Origin of the sequence: Micromonospora sp. NPDC005324 (assembly GCF_040607155.1) — a bacterium.
GTDB classification, from domain to species: Bacteria; Actinomycetota; Actinomycetes; order Mycobacteriales; family Micromonosporaceae; genus Micromonospora; species Micromonospora trifolii.
The window spans coordinates 111,390-128,169 of record NZ_JBEXGE010000016.1 but is presented as its reverse complement, the minus strand read 5'-3'; the positions used below and the strand labels follow the sequence as shown (position 1 = coordinate 128,169).

Annotated in this window: 9 protein-coding genes and 1 pseudogene; 4 read left to right on the top strand and 6 right to left on the bottom strand. The window is 71.0% G+C overall.

From position 1 onward, the window contains the following. Window positions 1-33: 33 nt before the first annotated feature. Entirely contained in the window at window positions 34-1,257 is a 1,224-nt protein-coding gene (mycP, locus tag ABZS40_RS18565) for a type VII secretion-associated serine protease mycosin (RefSeq protein WP_354944438.1), read from the bottom strand. A 152-nt stretch (window positions 1,258-1,409) separates the two neighbouring features. On the opposite strand from mycP, the gene ABZS40_RS18560 reads away from it, so the two are divergent. Both ABZS40_RS18560 and ABZS40_RS18555 read left to right on the top strand, forming a co-directional pair. Then, window positions 1,410-4,217, top strand: coding sequence for an SseB family protein (locus tag ABZS40_RS18560; RefSeq protein WP_354944437.1), 2,808 nt, complete (start codon window positions 1,410-1,412; stop codon window positions 4,215-4,217). Then, window positions 4,214-4,579, top strand: a complete 366-nt coding sequence (locus tag ABZS40_RS18555) for a hypothetical protein (protein WP_354944436.1) — start codon at window positions 4,214-4,216, stop codon at window positions 4,577-4,579. Before ABZS40_RS18560 ends, ABZS40_RS18555 begins: the two co-directional genes overlap by 4 nt. Window positions 4,580-4,583: 4 nt before the next feature. On the opposite strand, the gene ABZS40_RS18550 is transcribed toward ABZS40_RS18555, so the two are convergent. The 4 genes from ABZS40_RS18550 to acs form a co-directional block, all read right to left on the bottom strand. After that, the gene (locus ABZS40_RS18550) at window positions 4,584-5,516 is read right to left on the bottom strand and encodes an alpha/beta hydrolase (protein ID WP_354944435.1); all 933 of its coding nucleotides are present in this window, start codon (window positions 5,514-5,516) and stop codon (window positions 4,584-4,586) included. Window positions 5,517-5,704: 188 nt separating this feature from the next. Continuing rightward, window positions 5,705-8,158: an immune inhibitor A domain-containing protein gene (locus tag ABZS40_RS18545; RefSeq protein ID WP_354944466.1), complete on the bottom strand. Its 2,454-nt coding sequence runs from the start codon at window positions 8,156-8,158 to the stop codon at window positions 5,705-5,707. Window positions 8,159-8,491: 333 nt separating this feature from the next. Further along, window positions 8,492-11,287 carry an immune inhibitor A domain-containing protein gene (locus ABZS40_RS18540; protein ID WP_354944434.1) on the bottom strand — a complete coding sequence of 932 codons (2,796 nt, stop codon included), beginning with the start codon at window positions 11,285-11,287 and terminating at the stop codon, window positions 8,492-8,494. A 267-nt stretch (window positions 11,288-11,554) separates the two neighbouring features. Then, entirely contained in the window at window positions 11,555-13,519 is a 1,965-nt protein-coding gene (acs, locus tag ABZS40_RS18535; RefSeq protein ID WP_354944433.1) for an acetate--CoA ligase, read from the bottom strand. 267 nt (window positions 13,520-13,786) lie between these two features. Here acs and ABZS40_RS18530 point away from each other — a divergent pair, with 267 nt between their 5' ends. Next, complete coding sequence (locus ABZS40_RS18530) at window positions 13,787-14,533, top strand: oxidoreductase (protein ID WP_354944432.1); 747 nt, start codon at window positions 13,787-13,789, stop codon at window positions 14,531-14,533. Window positions 14,534-14,547: 14 nt separating this feature from the next. Here ABZS40_RS18530 and ABZS40_RS18525 read toward each other — a convergent pair whose 3' ends face one another. Continuing rightward, the gene (locus tag ABZS40_RS18525) at window positions 14,548-15,351 is read right to left on the bottom strand and encodes an HAD-IB family hydrolase (RefSeq protein ID WP_354944431.1); all 804 of its coding nucleotides are present in this window, start codon (window positions 15,349-15,351) and stop codon (window positions 14,548-14,550) included. A gap of 330 nt (window positions 15,352-15,681) precedes the next feature. Between ABZS40_RS18525 and ABZS40_RS18520 the strand changes: the two are divergent. After that, window positions 15,682-15,816 (top strand): annotated as a pseudogene (locus ABZS40_RS18520) (GNAT family protein); the annotation flags it as partial. Window positions 15,817-16,780: the final 964 nt, after the last annotated feature.

Below are 16,780 nucleotides of genomic sequence, written 5' to 3'. Positions count from 1 at the left end.
GTGTGGGCGGGCTCAGATCGTGTGTGGGCGGGCTCAGGCCGGGCCGGCCGGGCGCCAGCGTCGACGGGCGCCCCGGGGCACCACCAGGGCGAGCAGCGCCACGGTGACCGCCGTGATGCCGGCCACCGCGCCGACCAGCAGGGCTCGGTCCCGTGCGGCGGCCCGGCGGGCGTGGCGGGCGAGCTGCGCCGGGTCGGCCCGATCGTCGGCGAGCGCGGCGACCGGCCGCGCACCGGCCGCACGGCCGCCGCTGGTCTCGGTGACCGCCCGGTAGGGGTTCAACACCCCGGCGCCGTACCCGCCGCCCCGGCCCGCGCCCGGAGCTGGATCGGCGGTGGCGATGATCCGCTCCGCCACCTGCGCGGCGCTCAGCTCCGGGCGGTACTCCCGCAGCAACGCGGCGGTGGCGGCCACGAAGGGTGCCGCGTAACTGGTGCCCTCGACCCGGTGGTGGCCGGCACCGGGTGCGGCGGTCAGCACCTCACTGCCCGGCGCCACCAGGTCGACGTACGAGCCGGTCTGCGAGAACGTCGCCCGCCCGCCGTCCGCCCCGATCGCGCCCACGCCGAGCACCCCGTCGTAGCCGGCGGGGAACGGTCGGGGGTCCCCGCTGTCGTGCAGGTTTCCGGCGGCGGCCACCAGCACCACGTCCCGGTCGACCGCGTACCGCACGGCCGAGCGGACCTCCGGGTCGTCCGCGTACAGCACCACGGACAGGTTCACCACGTCGGCGTCATGGTCGACGGCCCACCGGATGCCCCGGGCGAACTCGTCGGCGCTGACCGTACGCCCCGACTCCCGCCCCTGCACCACCTGCTGCTCACTCACCCGCACCGGCAGGATTCGGGCACCCGGCGCCAGACCGCGGAAGGCGACGTCGGGGCGGGGTGCCGCGGCGATGATGCTCGCCACACCGGTGCCGTGCCCGGCGCAGTCCCGACCACCGTCCCCGCCGGGGTCGAGCAGGTCGGCGCCGGCCAGCACCCGCCCAGCCAGTTGCGGGTGCACCCGGTCCACCCCGGAGTCGACCACCGCTACGGTCACCCCGGCGCCGGTGGCCAGCGGCGCGAGCCGCGCCGGGTCGTACCGTTGCTGTGGCCAGGGCCTGGCCGCGACCGGCCGGACGGGGGCGAGCGGGGTCGCGCAGGCCGGTGCCGCCCGGAGCCCGGCGGTGGCGGCGACGGTCGGAAGGGCCGGTACGGTCAACAGGCTGGCGGCCAGACCTGCGAGGACCGGGCGCGTGATCGATCGGGACATCGACACCCTCCGTATCGTATCGGCTCCGGAACGGGATGTTATCGCCTCCTCCCCGCCCTGGCAGGCCGCCGCCGGCCAGCCATTGTGATCTTGGTACCACCTTGTAGGTTGTACGCGATACCTGTGGCCTGTTCTCGGAAGGGGAGGTGGCCGTGACCGCATGGGAGCCGGCCACGGAGGCCGAGGTGGCGATGCGCGACGCGCTGCGCGCCAACGACCAGGAGCTCTATTTTCGGCTCCTGTCCCGCACCGATGTGCTGCTGCCGGTCTCCGCGCCGACGCAGCCCGGCCAGCCACCCGCCGGATGGGGCACCTGGACCACCGGCGGCCGGACCCACGTCCTGGCCTTCACCTCTGCCGCCGCCCTGCGGGCCTGCCTCGGCGATCACGCCGGCAGCAACCGACGCGTCCCCTTCGCCGATCTCGCGGCCAGCTGGCCCAACCACGAGTGGTGGCTCGCCGTCAATCCAGGTCTGCCGGTCGAGGGTTACCTGCCGGCCTGGTTCGTGTCGCAGCTGTCCCGAGGCGACGTGCGGCTGCCCGGCCGTGCCATGGGTGCCCGCGCTCGACTTGAGCGGGCCGAGACGTTGGCCCGCACCCGGCCCGGCGCGCCACAGCGGGACGCCGCGCCAGCCGCTGGATCGCCTCCGGCGACCGGGGCGGCCTCGTCCGGGCCCGAGACTGCTCCGCTCGCACCCCGCAGGCCCGCGCGGAGCGCGGCCCCTCGGGTGGGTGCCCTGCCGGTGCCGGGTCCGGCGCCCCGGCCACCCGCCCCTGCCGAGCCGCCGCGCCGACCCGGTGAGGAGGGCCTGCCCGCCGCCGGTCAGCGGCACCCCACCGAGCCGCCCCGGCCCGCGCCGGCCAACGGGGCCCTGTCCCGCACCGGTCGGCCGTCCCGGTTCACCCCGTTGGCGACCGCCGGCCCCACCACCGATCAACCCGGGCCGAGCGAGGGCTGGCCGGCAGCGACCCGGCCGGGCGACGTCGACGGCCCGGCCCCGGGTAACGGCAACGGTGGCCCCCAGGCCGCACCTCGGCGCTCCTTCTTCGACCCCAGCCCGGCCCGCGACCCGGCCCCGAGCGGGGGACGCTCCGGTGACCGGGCGGCCCCGCCGACCCGGTTCGGGCGAGGCAGCCAGCCCTTCCCTCGCCGCCGCCCAGCCGACGCGCCGGTCGACGAGACCGCGACGCGGGCCTTTCCGATGGCGGCGGACCCGGCAGCCACCCAGCCGATACGGCGGCCGGAGGGCGGCTTGGGCGCGTCCCGTGGGGTGGGCGCGCCGCCATTCGGCGAGGAGATCACCCAGCCGCTGCCGCCGCGCCGGCACAACCCGCTGGCCGAGGAGCCCACCCGCGCGTTCCGGATGACCGGTGAACCTCCCCTGGCCGGTGCGCCTGGGCGGCCATCGGCGGAGGAGACGCAGGCGATTCCGCAGGACCGGCTGGGCCGGTTCGAGCCGGCGGAGGACCTGCCGGTGTCCGTCGCGGAACCGGTCTCCGGGCCGCCCGCGCCGCGCCGCGGCTTCACGCCCATCGTCATCGAGGGCACCATCATCGAATCCCGCGACCTCACCGACCCGGTCGAGAGCAGCGCGCCGGTCGAGGCGCCCCGGCGGCCCAGCTCCGCCGAGGCCGCCCCGCCGCCGTTCGGCTCGGCGCCCCCCGGTCCGGGCCTGTTCGGTTCGTCGTCCTTCGGCCCCAACCCATCCGGGCCCGCGTCCTTCGGCCCCAACCCATCCGGGCCCGCGTCGTTCAGCCCCGGTCAGCCCGCTCCGAGCCCGTCCGTCCCGCATCCGGTGACTCCGGCAGTGGGTGGCGGTGGCCTGGGTGATCCGATTGTTGACGACCACGTCGACGCCCCGCTCAGGAACGACCGTGGCGACAGCGCTGGTTCGTCGGCCGGCCCGGCCGGTACGGACCAGGTCGGCGGCGAGAGCATGATCGTGGGTGACGTTCCGCACCCGCCGGCCGACGAGCCGGCGCCGGTCGAGTTCGAGCCGGCCAACACGGTCGAGGAGGATCTGCTCAACGCCGCAGGCTCCGGCAGCACCGACACGTTCCTGTCCACCCTGCTGCTGGCCCGGGTGTTACTGCCGGCGGCACCGGACTCGGTGCGGGGAAGCCGCCCCGGGGATCCCGGTTTCATCTGGCGTACCGGGCAGCTCGACGGCGAGACGTACGTGGTGGTCTACACGTCGGCGGAGCGCCTCGCCGACCATGTCGAGGGGGACGTCGACACGGTCCGGGTGAAGTTCGCCCAACTGATCCGGCGCTGGCCCGACGAGGACTGGTCCTTCGCCGTCAACCCGGGCACGCCCGTCGGCGCCAAGTTGCCTGGCGAGCAGATCGTCGCGTTGGCCAACTGGGCCGCCGAGGTGGGGCTCGGGGACGACCTGGAAGTGGATCAGGTGGAAGCGCCGGCCGTGGCCGAACCCGCCGCCCGCCCCCGGTACGCCCCGGCGGCCGTCGACCCGACCCGGCCGACGGTCATGCAGAAGGCGATCGCGCCCAGCCAGCTCGCGTACTACCTGGATCGTGGGTACGACCGGGTGTCCGGGTTCGTGCACCGGGCCGGTGAGCTGTCCCACCTGACCACGCCGACCCAGCTGCACGAGGCGCTGGGCCTCAGCTACCCCGGCTCGCCGTTCGCTGCGGACGCCGAGGAGATCTACGTGCTGCGCTGGCCGGCGCACCGGCCGAGCCTCTACCGCATCCCCTACGGCGGTCAGAACGAGCCGGCGATGCGGGCCATGGAGGGCTGGGTCATCGAACGCCCGCCGTTCCGGGGCAACGGCTTCGCCCCGGGCGAGAGCAGCGACGTGGTTGCCGAGTTCAAGGTGGACAGCGCACGCCTGCCGCACGGCGCCCAACTCTGGCGCATCGGCGCGGACGGCAGCGAGCGGGTGGTCGCGGCACTGGACACCGACTCGGTCACCTGGCGACGGGTCGGGGAGGCGTGATGCGCGACGGTTACGTGGCCCGCTGGCAGGGCCGGGAATACCAGGCCAGCCCGGACGGCGACGACATCCGCCTCTATCAGCCCGAGCCGGGCGAGGGCTTCGAGGAAATCCGCGCGGGCCGCCACGTCCGGGTGCTGCCGGCGAGCGAGATCGAGGATCTGGCGTACGTGCGGACCACCTGCACGTGGCAGGGGCAGCCGTTCATCGTGCTCGGCGAGCACGACGCCTGGCTGCGAGTGGAGTACACAGGTGGTCGCTGGCCGGTGGCCGAGGCGATGCGGCTGGAGGTCTTCGACTTCGGTGTCTACCAGGGTTGGGCACCGGCCGCCGAGGTCACCGACCTGCGGGAGCAGCGGGTCTGACCGGTCAGGTCTTCGCCCACCGCAGGATTTCGCCGAGCACCAGCTCCGGTGCCTCCAGGTGCGGGAAGTGCCCCACCCCGTCGAGTAGTCGCCACTCGTACGGGGCGACGACGTAGCGGCCGGAACCCAGCGCGGTGCGGGGCAGGGAGGCGGTGTCCAGGGCGCCGTGCAGTTGCAGGGTCGGGGTGGAGAGCGGCTTCTGCATCAGGCGGACGAACCGGTAGCCGTGCAGCCGCAGCAGCGAGCGGAACGCCCAGCGGTAACCCTCCAGCGCGCAGAACGCGGCCTGCGGGATGCACATCGCCTCCCGGCACCGCTCGGCGTACGCCTCGAAGTCCGGCCCGGCCACCCACTGTGGGCCGCCCCAGCGGCGCATGATCTCGCCGACGGCCGCCGCGCCGTCGCGGGTCAGCACGTGCTCGTAGCGGGGTAGCTGGAACTTCAGCGCCGGAGTGGAGGCGGTGAACTGCCCGCGCGGGTCGGCGAAGATGGCGGCGCGCAGTCGCAGCGGGTGCGGTGCCCCCAGCACGACGAGGCGGCGGACCAGGGACGGGTGGAACGAGGCCACCGTCCAGGCGACCATGCCACCGAGGCCGCTGCCGACGATCGTCGTGGATCGTTCACCGAGCGCGCGGATCAGCCCGGCGATGTCGGCGGCGAGGGTGTAGCCGTCGTACCCCCGTGGTGGTTTGTCGCTGGCGCCGTAGCCGCGCAGGTCGACGGCGACCGCCCGGAAGCCGGCGTCGGCGATCGCCGGCAGCATCTGGTGCCAGGCCCACCAGTGCTCGGGGAAGCCGTGCAGGAAGAGCACCATCGGCCCGGTGCCGGCCTCGACCACGTGGAACCGGCTGCCGTTGGCGCCGACGAAACGGTGCGTCCACGGCCCCTCGGTGAGGACACAGGACTCGTCGACGGCCCCGCCGCGCTGGTCGGTCATGGCAGACAGCCTAGGACCCGGTTGCCGCAGGCGACCCTGGTGGTCGCGTTGGACAGGGGAAAGCCCCGGGTTGCCCCGGACCGGGACCAGGGGCCGACGGGCGGGGCCAGCGGCACAAGGGCGGGACAAAGGGCGACGCCCGGGCAGGTGACCTGCCCGGGCGTCGCTGGTTGGTGCGGGATCAGTGGTCAGCTGACCCGGATCTTCATCGAGGTGCCGTCCTGCTCCAGAACCTTGATCTTGACACCGGCCGCGGGGAGCTTGACGCCGTGGTTCGGCAGCTCCTCGTAGAAGTACTTCTTGGTGTCGTCGAACAGCGGCTCAGCGGCCTGGCCACGGATGTACTGCGGCTGGCTGTTGAGGTGCAGGGTGAACGAGTCGGCCTTGTTCAGGCTGAACGGTGCGTCGTACACCTGGACTCGGGCCCGCCACGGAGCCCCGGTCAGGTTGTAGATCGGGCGCGGGTGCGCGTCGATGTACAGGTTGCGACCCTCACCCGGGTGACCACCCGGGTTGGACGCCGACACCGGGGCGGTGTTGTTGTCGGAGAAGCGGGTGTTCCAGTACGAGATGAGCAGGCCCTCCTGGTACGCGTAGTGGTCCACCCAGTCCGGGCGGGTGTTCGCGTAGCCGAAGAAGTACGGGCCGGTCTTCAGGTACTTGTCGTACGAGACGTACGACCGGTTGCCGGCGATGTAGAAGTTGTCGAACAGTCGGGTGTAGGTCGCCCCGACCACCTGGAACTTCTCCAGCGCCCAGCCGGCGTCGGTCTCGGCGCCGTCGCTGAACACGGTCTGACCGTCGGCGGTCACGGTGATCGCGTCACCGAAGAAGCCGCCCTCGGAGACGCCACCGTCGGTGACGTAGTGCAGGCGGACCTGCGCCACCTTGCCGGCGACCGAGGTCAGCGGGATGTTGATGTCAGTCCAGGCGCCGTTGCTGGTGCCGGCGAGGGCCGGGCGGCCGGCGCCGTCGACGCCGATCGGCGTGCCGTTGACGGTGCCGTCCAGGTCGGTCCAGGTCTTGCCGCCGTCCGTGGACGCCTCGAAGTAGAGGTAGTCGTAACCGGCCTCGATGCTGTACTTGCCCTTGAGCGACAGTGCCGCCGCGGACTTGCCGGTGAGGTCGAACGTCCTCGTCATCTTGCTGTCGAGGTCGTCCTCGTTACCGGAGAAGTACTGCTTGGCGCCCTCGAACGGCGCGCCGTAGTTGAACGTGTACTCCCGCTGCGGCAGCACGACAACTGCGGCCTGTGCCTTGTCGGAGTTGTACTCCTGCGGGCCGAGCTCCAGCGAGCGCTTCTGCCCCGCCACGATCACCTCGTAGTCGAGCCAACCGAGCTGGAGCTTGTTCCACGCGCCGAGGTCGCCGCCCCGGTCGCCGATGCCGACGTCGTTCTTGGCGCCGAGCCGGCTCTGGGCCATCAGGGTCCAGTGCTCGTTGTTGTTGTCCGCCGGGCCGTAGTCGTCCGGCAGGCCCAGGTCGTGGCCGTACTCGTGGTAGAAGACGCTGCGGCCGCCGTTTTCCGGCTGGATCGTGTAGTCGCGGATCCAGACGCCGGTGTTGCCGATCTGGGTGCCGCCGATCGGGAAGCTCGGCGGGCCGACGGGCGAGCTGTTGTACGCCGACCAGCGGTGGCTCCAGATTGCGTCCTCACCCTGCTGCGGGTCACCGTCGGCCTGGTCGCCGCCGGAGTGGACGATCTGGAAGTGGTCGATGTAGCCGTCCGACTCGTTGAAGTCGCCGTCACCGTCGAAGTCGAATCGGTCCCACTGGTCGAAGGACTTCATCTCGGTGGCGATCTGCGCGTCCGTCCGGCCCTTGGCCTTCTGGTCGGCGACCCACTGGTTGGCGGCGTCGCGGATCAGCGCCCAGGTGTTCGAGCAGACGTTGTCGCCGCAGACGGCCGGGTCGTCCCGCGGGTCCGCCGGCTGGCCGGGAGCGGGGTCCGGAATCGGGTCGTCGGAGCGACCGTAGCGGGCCTCGTTGTACCGGACCTTGACCCAGTCGGTCACCTCACCGTCGACGGTGTAGCGACCAGAGGACTGTGCCTCGTAGTACTGCTTGAGCGACTCGTCGCCCGGGTTGGTGCCGAAGTAGATCTGGCGGAAGTGCTCCGGGCTGAAGTCCGGCTGCCAGATGGTGGAGTTGTCCACGGCCCGGTTGGGCTCGGGGATCTTGTTGTGCAGCGGACCCTCGAACGTCGCCGGTCCGGCGATGTCCGGGTTCATGTCCTTGTCCGGGTAGGACGGGTGCCGCTCGTCACCGAACTCGGCCAGGATCACGAAGATCTTGTCGGTCCGCTCGCGCTTGAGCTCGACGTACTGGTCCTTGGTTTGCTTCGCGCCAGCGGTGGTGCGGGCGTTGGCGCCCGTTCCGGCCGCCTTGCCGACCTGGCCGACCTTGACGACGGTGCTTCCGTTGCGCTCGATCGGCTTGCTCCGACCGCTCAGCACGTCGCTGAGCCCCTGCTCACGCAGTGCGCGGCGCTTCTCCTCGAGCTTGTCGGGGAGTTCATCCTTCAGCGCCTGTGGTTCGGCAGCGGCCGGTGCTGCGGCCGGCAGTTTGGGCTGAGGCGCCGCCGAGGCGGACGGGCCGAAAGCCAGGCCTGTCGCCGTCAGTGAGAGCCCGAGCAGACCCACTGCGACTTTGCGCACGTGGTACCTCCGGTTTGAGGGAACCGGCCCAACGGGGGTACGGGCCGGTGGGAGATCGATCCCACTAGTGGGACCATTGGTGAACATAGTTACTGGCGGGACGGGTGGGAAGACGAACGCGTCGATTTGTTGCAAGATTTTGTTGGGAATGCTTTTCACCGTCACACCCCGCCGGTTCATCAGCCGCGCTGACCAGCACGTGTCGTGACGCGAACGTATACAACGACATTTTTCGATCAATCTGATCGCACATACGACAGTGGGGCCGGCAGCGTCTCCGCCACCGGCCCCACCGTCAGTTGTCCAACCGTGAAACCGTTACTTCTTCGCCGGAGTCACGTAGATCATGGCCGACGAGTTGTCCCCGGCAGCCTTCTTGATCGTCAGCGACACGCCGTAGTTCACGCCCTGGTCGCCCGGGTTACCGGTGCCCAGCACGATCGCGCCACCGCCCAGGGTCGTGCCGTAGAACTCCGGCGCCGGGCTGCCGTCCGGGTTGGTGACCCGGGTGGTGTACGGCGCGTTGTTACGCGACGGCAGGACCACCGACGCGTCGTTGTCCCGGGCGTAGGGAGCGCCATCGCGCATCTCGATGCCCGGGTACCAGCCCTTGGCGTCGGTGAACGCCTTCACCGGCGCCAGCCCCTTGAACTTCGTGCAGTACGAGCTGTACGGCTCGTCCGCCGCCTCCAGGCACTCGGTGAACGGGTACGTCCGCTGCAACGTGAAGGCCGCGTTCGAGGACTGCGGGCGGCTCGGCAGGTTGTCCGTCACCGACGGGTCCTTCACGGCCGCCTCACCGGTGCGCCGCAACGGGTCGAAGTGCGAGTCGACGATGAGCAACCCGCCCTTCGCGCCGTAGCTGGGCAGCGCGGTCATCTGCCCCGTGACGTGGTTGACGTCGCCGAGCGCGGTGTCCCGGTACCAGACCAGCATGCCCGGGGCGTTGTAGGAGATCCGGTCGACCTTCCACGCCTCGTGCGAGTAGATGGTGTCGTAGGCGTACTTCAGGCCCTTGTCGAAGCCGTCGAAGTTGCGCCACTCCGCCAGGTAGTACTGGGCGTGCACCTCGGTGCCGCTGGAGACCTTCCAGCCCCCACCGCTGGTGTCGACGAAGGTGCCGCCGGTGGCCGTCCAGCCGTTGTCGCCACCCTCGACGTCGTCACTCCAGGTGGTGGCGCCACCGCCGGTGACCGAGAAGTCGTCGACGAACCAGTTGCGCTCCTCGAACGCCTCGTCGGTGGCCAGCCGCAGCCGCACCTGGACCGTCGTCCCCGCGTACGCCGACAGGTCGACGTAGTCGTGCCGCCAGCCGTCGGTGCTGCCGGTCAGGCCGTACTTCTTGCCGCCGAAGTCGTTCATGCGGCCGTTCGGGTCTGGGTAGCCGTCCGGCGTGGTGACCACCGTGCCGCCCTCGTCGTACACCTTCTGCTCGGTCCAGGTCGTACCGCCGTCGGTGGAGAGCTCGACGAAGCCGTAGTCCCAGTCCTCCTCGATGATGTAGTTGTTCCACATCCAGAACTTCGAGTCGGCGGCCGCCGGCACGTCGACCGAGCGGCTGAGCTTGACGTCGGCCCACTCCTGGTCGTTGTTGCTGTGCCACATCTTGGTGCCGCTGTGCGGGGTGGCCAGCGTCGTCACCTTTTCCGGCAGGTCGACCTTGATGCCGTCCTCGGAGTCGATCGGGGTGCGTGACGTCTGGCCGAGCTTCACCTCGCGCGGGTTCGACCCGGGGCGGATGGTCAGCGGGTCGGCCCAACCGAGCACCCACTTGTCCCAGATGCCCATGTGCGTCGGCAGCGCCTGGAAGATCTCACCCGAGTGTGAGCCCGAGGCCATGAGGTCCCAGAAGTCCACGTCGGAGTCGGCGTTGCCGGACGTGTCGTACAGGTCCGGCAGGCCCAGGTCGTGGCCGAACTCGTGCGCGAACACACCGACACCGGCGTCCTCCGGCTGCACGATGTAGTTCGACGCCTTCAGGTTCGTGCCCGGGATGGTGTAGCCACCGGCAACAGTGGAGGAGTGCGCCCACACGGCGTACACGCCCTCGGCGCCGCCGCCGCGGGACTTGCCCTGGCCGGCGTGCACCAGCACGAGGTGGTCGATCACACCGTCCGGCTCGAAGACGTTGCCGTCACCGTCGCGGTCGGCCTGGTCCTCGATGTCGTAGTCGGCCCACGGGAAGTTCGGGTCCTTCGCGACGAGCGCGTCGATAGCGTCGGTCGCGAGGCGACCCGCGCCGGCCGGGTTGTCCGGGTGGCCGTTCATCGACTGCTCACGGCCGGGAACCCACGCGCCAGTCTCGTCCTGGAAGCAGCGGTTGGCCGCGTACCAGCCCTCCGAGTGCGGCACGGTGATCCACGGGCTGGCCTGCCCGTCCACCGTGTACGCGTTCTTCGACATCTCCAGGTACATGTTGTGCATGGTGCGACCGGACAGGTCGATGCCCTTCTTGCCGTCCGGGCCCTTCAGGTCCGTGCGGACCCGCTCGGTGATGCCCTTCTTGCTGTAGAGCATCTTGTTGTAGTGCTGCGGCGAGAAGTTCGGCACCCACATCGAGTTGTTGTCCTCGTGGGGCAGTCGCGCCGGGTCCGGGATCTTGTTGTGCTTCGGGCCGTTCTGCACGGTGCCGGGGACGCAGGTGCGGTCCTCGAACACGGTCTTGGGGACCATCACGCCGGTGAAGTCGTCGTTGGCCTTGTCGTTGAACTCCACCAGCAGCGTCAGCAGCTTCGCCGTCTGGGTGGTCGGCGCCTTCTTGAACTTGCGGGGGTTCTGGCCGGTCTTCAGCGACTTGGCCTCGTCCTTGGCCAGCTGCCGAGCGGTCACCGGGTTGCCCCGGGCGTGCTTCTGGTCGAACGCGCGCGCGGACTCCGCGGCAGGGGTGTAGATGCCACCCTTGCCCTTCACCTCACGGCCGGTGGTGTCCGGCTGCACCTCGGGCTCGGCGTAGTTGATGTAGTGCTCGTCGGCCCCGATCACCGCCTGGGGGGTGCCGGACGGCGACTGGGCCGCCGCGCTGCCACTCACGGTCAGTGACGTGGCCGCGAGGGCGATGGCGGGCAGCGCGACGAGTAGTCGTCGACGCGCCCTGGACTGCGGTTTGTGGTTCATGCCGCTCCGTTTCTCGGGCATGGGGAGGAGGACGTTGGCGTGGCCGACCATCGATGTGATGTGTGTCGAACTCTTCCAACCTGCGTGAACCTAAAGCACAACCGGCCGAAAGGACAGAGGTGATCTATGCCTGTGCCCGTTCAGCTTTCCCCGACTCCCCCGACCGACCGATGTGACACCGGCGTTGCGGCGCGAACCGAACCCGTAAGACATGACGGAGGGTGGCGGTCCGCACGGACCGCCACCCTCCAATGGGTACGCCTACCGTCAGTCCTCGTCGGACTTCGTACCGCTCATCCCCGAGGAGATCAGGTCCATCACCGAGGAGTCCTGCAACGTGGTCACGTCGCCCAGCGACCGGTTCTCCGCAACGTCCCGCAGCAACCGGCGCATGATCTTGCCGGAGCGGGTCTTCGGCAGCTCCGCCACCAGCATGATCTGCCGCGGCTTGGCGATCGGGCCGAGCGTCTTCGACACGTGGTTGCGCAGGTCGGCGATGAGCTGCTCGCCCGCCTCACCGGCGATGTCCGTGCTGCCCCGCGGAATGGCGAACGCGACGATCGCCTGACCGGTGGTCGGATCGGTCGCGCCGACCACCGCCGCCTCGGCCACCGACGGGTGCGACACCAGCGCCGACTCGACCTCGGTCGTCGAGATGTTGTGCCCGGACACCAGCATCACGTCGTCCACCCGGCCGAGCAGCCAGATGTGCCCGTCGTCGTCCTTCTTCGCACCGTCGCCGGCGAAGTACATGCCCTGGAAACGCGACCAGTACGTGTCGATGAACCGGTCGTCGTCACCCCAGATGGTGCGCAGCATCGACGGCCACGGCTCACGCAGCACCAGGTAGCCACCACCACCGTTCGGCACCGACTGGCCCTGGTCGTCCACCACGTCGGCCACGATGCCCGGCAGCGGCGTCATCGCCGAACCCGGCTTGGCCGCGGTCACCCCCGGCAACGGCGAGATCATGATGGCGCCCGTCTCGGTCTGCCACCAGGTGTCCACCACCGGCAGCTCGCCCCGGCCGATGTGCTCCCGGTACCACATCCAGGCTTCCGGGTTGATCGGCTCGCCGACGCTGCCCAGCAGGCGCAGCGAGGACAGGTCGAAACCGGCCGGGATGTCGTCGCCCCACTTCATCATCGTCCGGATCAGGGTGGGGGCGGTGTACAGGATGCTCACCCCGTACTTGTCGATGATCTCCCAGAACCGGCCCTTGTGCGGCGTGTCCGGGGTGCCCTCGTACATCACCTGGGTGGCGCCGTTGGAGAGCGGGCCGTACACGATGTAGGAGTGCCCGGTGACCCAGCCGATGTCGGCGGTGCACCAGTAGACGTCCGTCTCCGGCTTCAGGTCGAACACCGCGTGCGTCGTGTACGACGCCTGGGTGAGGTAGCCGCCGGTCGTGTGCAGGATGCCCTTCGGGCGGGCAGTGGTGCCGCTGGTGTACAGGATGAACAGCGGGTGCTCGGCGTCGAACGGCTGCGCTGTGTGCTCGGCCGACGCGGTCTCCACCGTCTCGTGCCACCAGTGGTCCTTCTCCGACCACGCCACGTCCTCGCCGGTGCGGCGGACCACGAGCACGTGCTCCACCGACGGGGAGTTCGCCACCGCCTCGTCCACAATGGGCTTCAACGCCGACGGCTTGCCCCGCCGGTAACCACCATCCGCGGTGATCACCACCTTGGCGCTGGCGTCCTGGATCCGGTTGCTCAGCGAGTCGGCGGAGAAGCCACCGAAGACCACACTGTGCGCGGCGCCGATCCGGGCGCACGCCAACATGGCCACCGCCGCCTCCGGGATCATCGGCAGGTAGATCGCCACCCGGTCGCCGGCGGTGACCCCCAGGTCGGTGAGCGCGTTCGCCGCCCGGCAGGTCAGCTCGTGCAGGTCCGCGTACGTGATGGTGCGGGTGTCGCCCGGCTCGCCCTCCCAGTGGATCGCCACCTTGTCGCCCCGGCCCGCCTCGACGTGCCGGTCCAGGCAGTTGTACGCGACGTTGAGCTGCCCACCCACGAACCACTTCGCGAACGGCGGGTTCGACCAGTCGAGCACCTCATCCCACTTCTTCGACCAGGCCAGCCGATCGGCCTGCTTCGCCCAGAAGGCCAGCCGGTCGGCCTCAGCCTCGGCGTACGCGTCGACGGTGACGTTGGCGTGCGCGGCGAGTTCGGCCGGCGGGGGGAACTGGCGCGTCTCGTTCAGCAGATTGGCCAATGCCTCGCTCATGCCGTGACTCCTCATCCTCGGGGTGACCTGGGTCTCGATGGCACGAGGGTAGTCGCGGGGCCTGCGACCGGCCACGGCTGCCCACTGCGTCGCGCCGAGTGGCCCCCGCCGCGCGCCCGACGGCCCGTCCCCGCGCGGATGGCCTTGATCGACACGGGCCGTGTCGGCGTGCGGGGGCCCGGGAGGTGCCGCGCCGGGCGGGTGGTCCGGGTCGCGTTGCGGGCGGGTGCGGCCCGCCGCGTCGGGTGGGGTGGTTAGCGTGGCGGGGTGACCACCGACCCGCTCGCCCCGCTGCTCGCGCTCGCCGACATCGCCGCCGCCGTCGAGCAGGCCCGCGAGCGGTTCGACCAGGCACTCGGGCACCGGGCGCTGCGCCGGCAGGGTGGACAGGTCGCCGCCGAGGTCAGCCTCCGCTCCGCGGTCGCCAGCGCGGCCCTCGAAGGGGCCGGGCACGAGCGTGAGGCGGTCCGGGCCGGCACCGTCACCGACCCGGTGCTCCAGGGAGCGCTGCGGGTCGCCGGAGCGCTACCGGGCCTGAGTGAGCTGTGGCCGAAGGCGCCCCGCCAGGCGCTCGCGAAACTGCACGTGCTCGCCGCCCGGGACCTGGTGTCGGAGGCCGAGCTGGGCCGCCCGGTCCCGGACCCGGTGGTGGCCACCCGACTGGACGGGCTGGCCGGCCTCGTCGCCGGCGGCACGAAGGTCTCCCCGCTGGTGCTCGCCGCAGTCGTACACGGGGAGTTGTTGAACCTGCGCCCGTTCGCCGGGCCGTCCGGCGTGGTGGCCCGCGGGGCCGCCCGGCTGGTGCTGCTCGCCAGCGGCCTCGACCCGCGCGGCCTGCTCCCCGTCGACGTCGGGCACCGCGAGCGGGAGCCCGAGTACGTCGGCGCGGCCGGTGCCTTCGCCACCGGCACCCCGGACGGGCTGCGCTCCTGGCTACGCCACTACATGGCCGCCGTCGAGGTCGGCGCCGACCAGCTCACCGCCATCGGAGACGAGATCCTCGCCGCCGCCTGAGCGGGCGGGTGGGATCAGGCGGTGGTGGCGGCTCGGGTGCGGCGGTGCCGGCCGTACCAGGCGATGCCGATGGCCACACCCACCCCGACTCCGAGGGCCGCCGCGGCCACCGGGACCGCGGGACGTTCCCGCAGCCGCCGGCCCAGCGGGATCGGGTGCCGGAACTCCAGCACCGGCCACGCGTTCTCCGAGGCCAGTTTGCGCAGCTGCCGGTCCGGGTTGACCACGCTCGGGTGGCCCACGCACTCCAGCAAAGGGCGATCGCTGTACGAGTCGGAGTAGGCGTACGAGTCAGCCAGGTCGTAGTCCCGGGCTGCGGCCAACTCGCTGACCGCCTCGACCTTGCTCGGGCCGGCCGCGTAGAACTCGACCTCGCCGCTGTACCGGCCGTCCCGCACCGTCATCCGGGTGGCGATCACGTCGGTCACCCCGAGCAACTCGCCGATCGGCCGGACCATCTCCTCGCCCGACGCCGACACCAGCACCACGTCCCGCCCGGCCGCCTGGTGCTCCACGATCAGGGCGGCGGCTTCGGCGTACACGTAGGGGTTGATCAGCTCGTGCAGCGTCTCCGCGACGATCTGGCGGACCTGCTCCACCTGCCAGCCCTTGCAGAGCGCAGCCAGGTAGTCCCGTGTTCGGGCCATGGTCTGCTCGTCGGTGCCGCCCAGCCGGAACATCAGCTGCGCGTACGCCGACTTGACCACGTCACGCCGGGTGATCAGCCCATCCCGGTAGAACGGCCGACCGAACGCCAGGGCGCTCGACTTGGCGATGACGGTCTTGTCCAGATCGAAGAAAGCGGCACTTCGGCCCACGGCGCGAAAGTCTAGCCGGATGGTCTATCGTCGGCGGGTGCCCGGGGTCATGCCACCCCTCAGACCAGCGGGCTCTCCGCTCCGCGTGATCACGCTCACACTCTGCGAGGAGATTTTCGCAGTGAGTGGAGGCAGCACCACTCGACGTGACGGGCCCGCTCAGGCAGACTTGTCCGTACGACGAGCTTTCACATCCTCGAAACAGGCAGACCCTCAGCGGTTGCACCCCCCGTGACCGCTGAGTGGTTCGGCTCGACCCCCCCGGAGCCGAACCTACGACGACCCCCGTCTCCCCCCGACGGGGGTCGTCCCTTTCCGGGAGCGCCTCCCTCCATCGGCGTAGCCAAGCGGTTGGGTATGCAATACGAAGGCCGTCTGCGCGATCACGTCTTCACCAACGATGCCTGGCGCGACTCCCAGCTCTACTCGATCCTCGCACCGGAGTGGAGCGACACCGCCGGCTGACCGCTGTCGTAGCTCAGCAAGCTCGCGAGCAGCTCCGATCATGGTGCCGGTACGATCGCCGCCATTCGCGACGCCGACACGCCGCCGCAGGAACCCGCCGACCGCCCTCACGCCCGCATCGAACTCACACCTCGCCAACGAGCGGCCGTCATCCGAGCCGCCGCAGCCGAGGTGTACCAGCGTGTGCAGGAGTGGCGCCACTCGCCCGGCTGGCAAGACACACCGACGAACGCTTACCGGTATCAGGCGACCGTGGTCGCAGTGGCGGCGCTTGACGCACTGCCCGAGCCGGCAACTGACCAGGAACTCTCCGGGCTGGTCGATGCCGTCCGACCCCTACTTGCTGAGTGGCGACCGAGCCGGCCTGGCCCTGAGCAGCAGATCTTTGTCGCGGTCGAACGACTCCACAAAGCGTGCGGTTAGCACCGACCGCGCTGACTTTCTGTACGTCTTCAAGGCGGCCCTGAACGGGCCGCACGCGCCGCCGCCTGGGCGCGCGTCTGACCCCTCCCTTAGCCGGTCGGGGCCAGCCACGCCATCGCCCGTCGGCTGGCGCGGAGAGCGGGAAGCCCAAGGGGCCGCCGCTGACGGTAGCGCCGAGGGTCGCTGAGGTTCGTGGGCCGGCAGCCGGCCGCGCCGCGCCCGATCGAGGCGGCGCAGGGAAGGGCCCGCCGGGTCTGCGCGGCGGGTCGCGGCGGCGGATCGGTCGCGGTTACCGCGCCTCCGGCGGGGGCGCAACGACTCCGAGATGGCCGGGGGGCCGTCGGCGGGTCGCGGTCCGTGGGTGGTTGCGCAGGGCCATCCCGCCAGCCGACGACCCGGGCGAGCCGAGCAGACCACCACCGGCCCGCCAACGTCCGAACGTGCGTCAAGGCCGTCTTGACGTGGCAGGCCGGGCGGCGGCCCGCTCCCCAAGAGGGCGGGTCGGCGGCAGACGGGATGGCCGCCGGAGGTTTAGCTGCCT

Bases quoted from the DNA above. Each gene is read 5' to 3' on its own strand.
- mycP (WP_354944438.1), bottom strand. From the start codon at position 1,257: ATGTCCCGATCGATCACGCGCCCGGTCCTCGCAGGTCTGGCCGCCAGC.
- ABZS40_RS18550 (WP_354944435.1), bottom strand. From the start codon at position 5,516: ATGACCGACCAGCGCGGCGGGGCCGTCGACGAGTCCTGTGTCCTCACC.
- ABZS40_RS18540 (WP_354944434.1), bottom strand. From the start codon at position 11,287: ATGAACCACAAACCGCAGTCCAGGGCGCGTCGACGACTACTCGTCGCG.
- acs (WP_354944433.1), bottom strand. From the start codon at position 13,519: ATGAGCGAGGCATTGGCCAATCTGCTGAACGAGACGCGCCAGTTCCCC.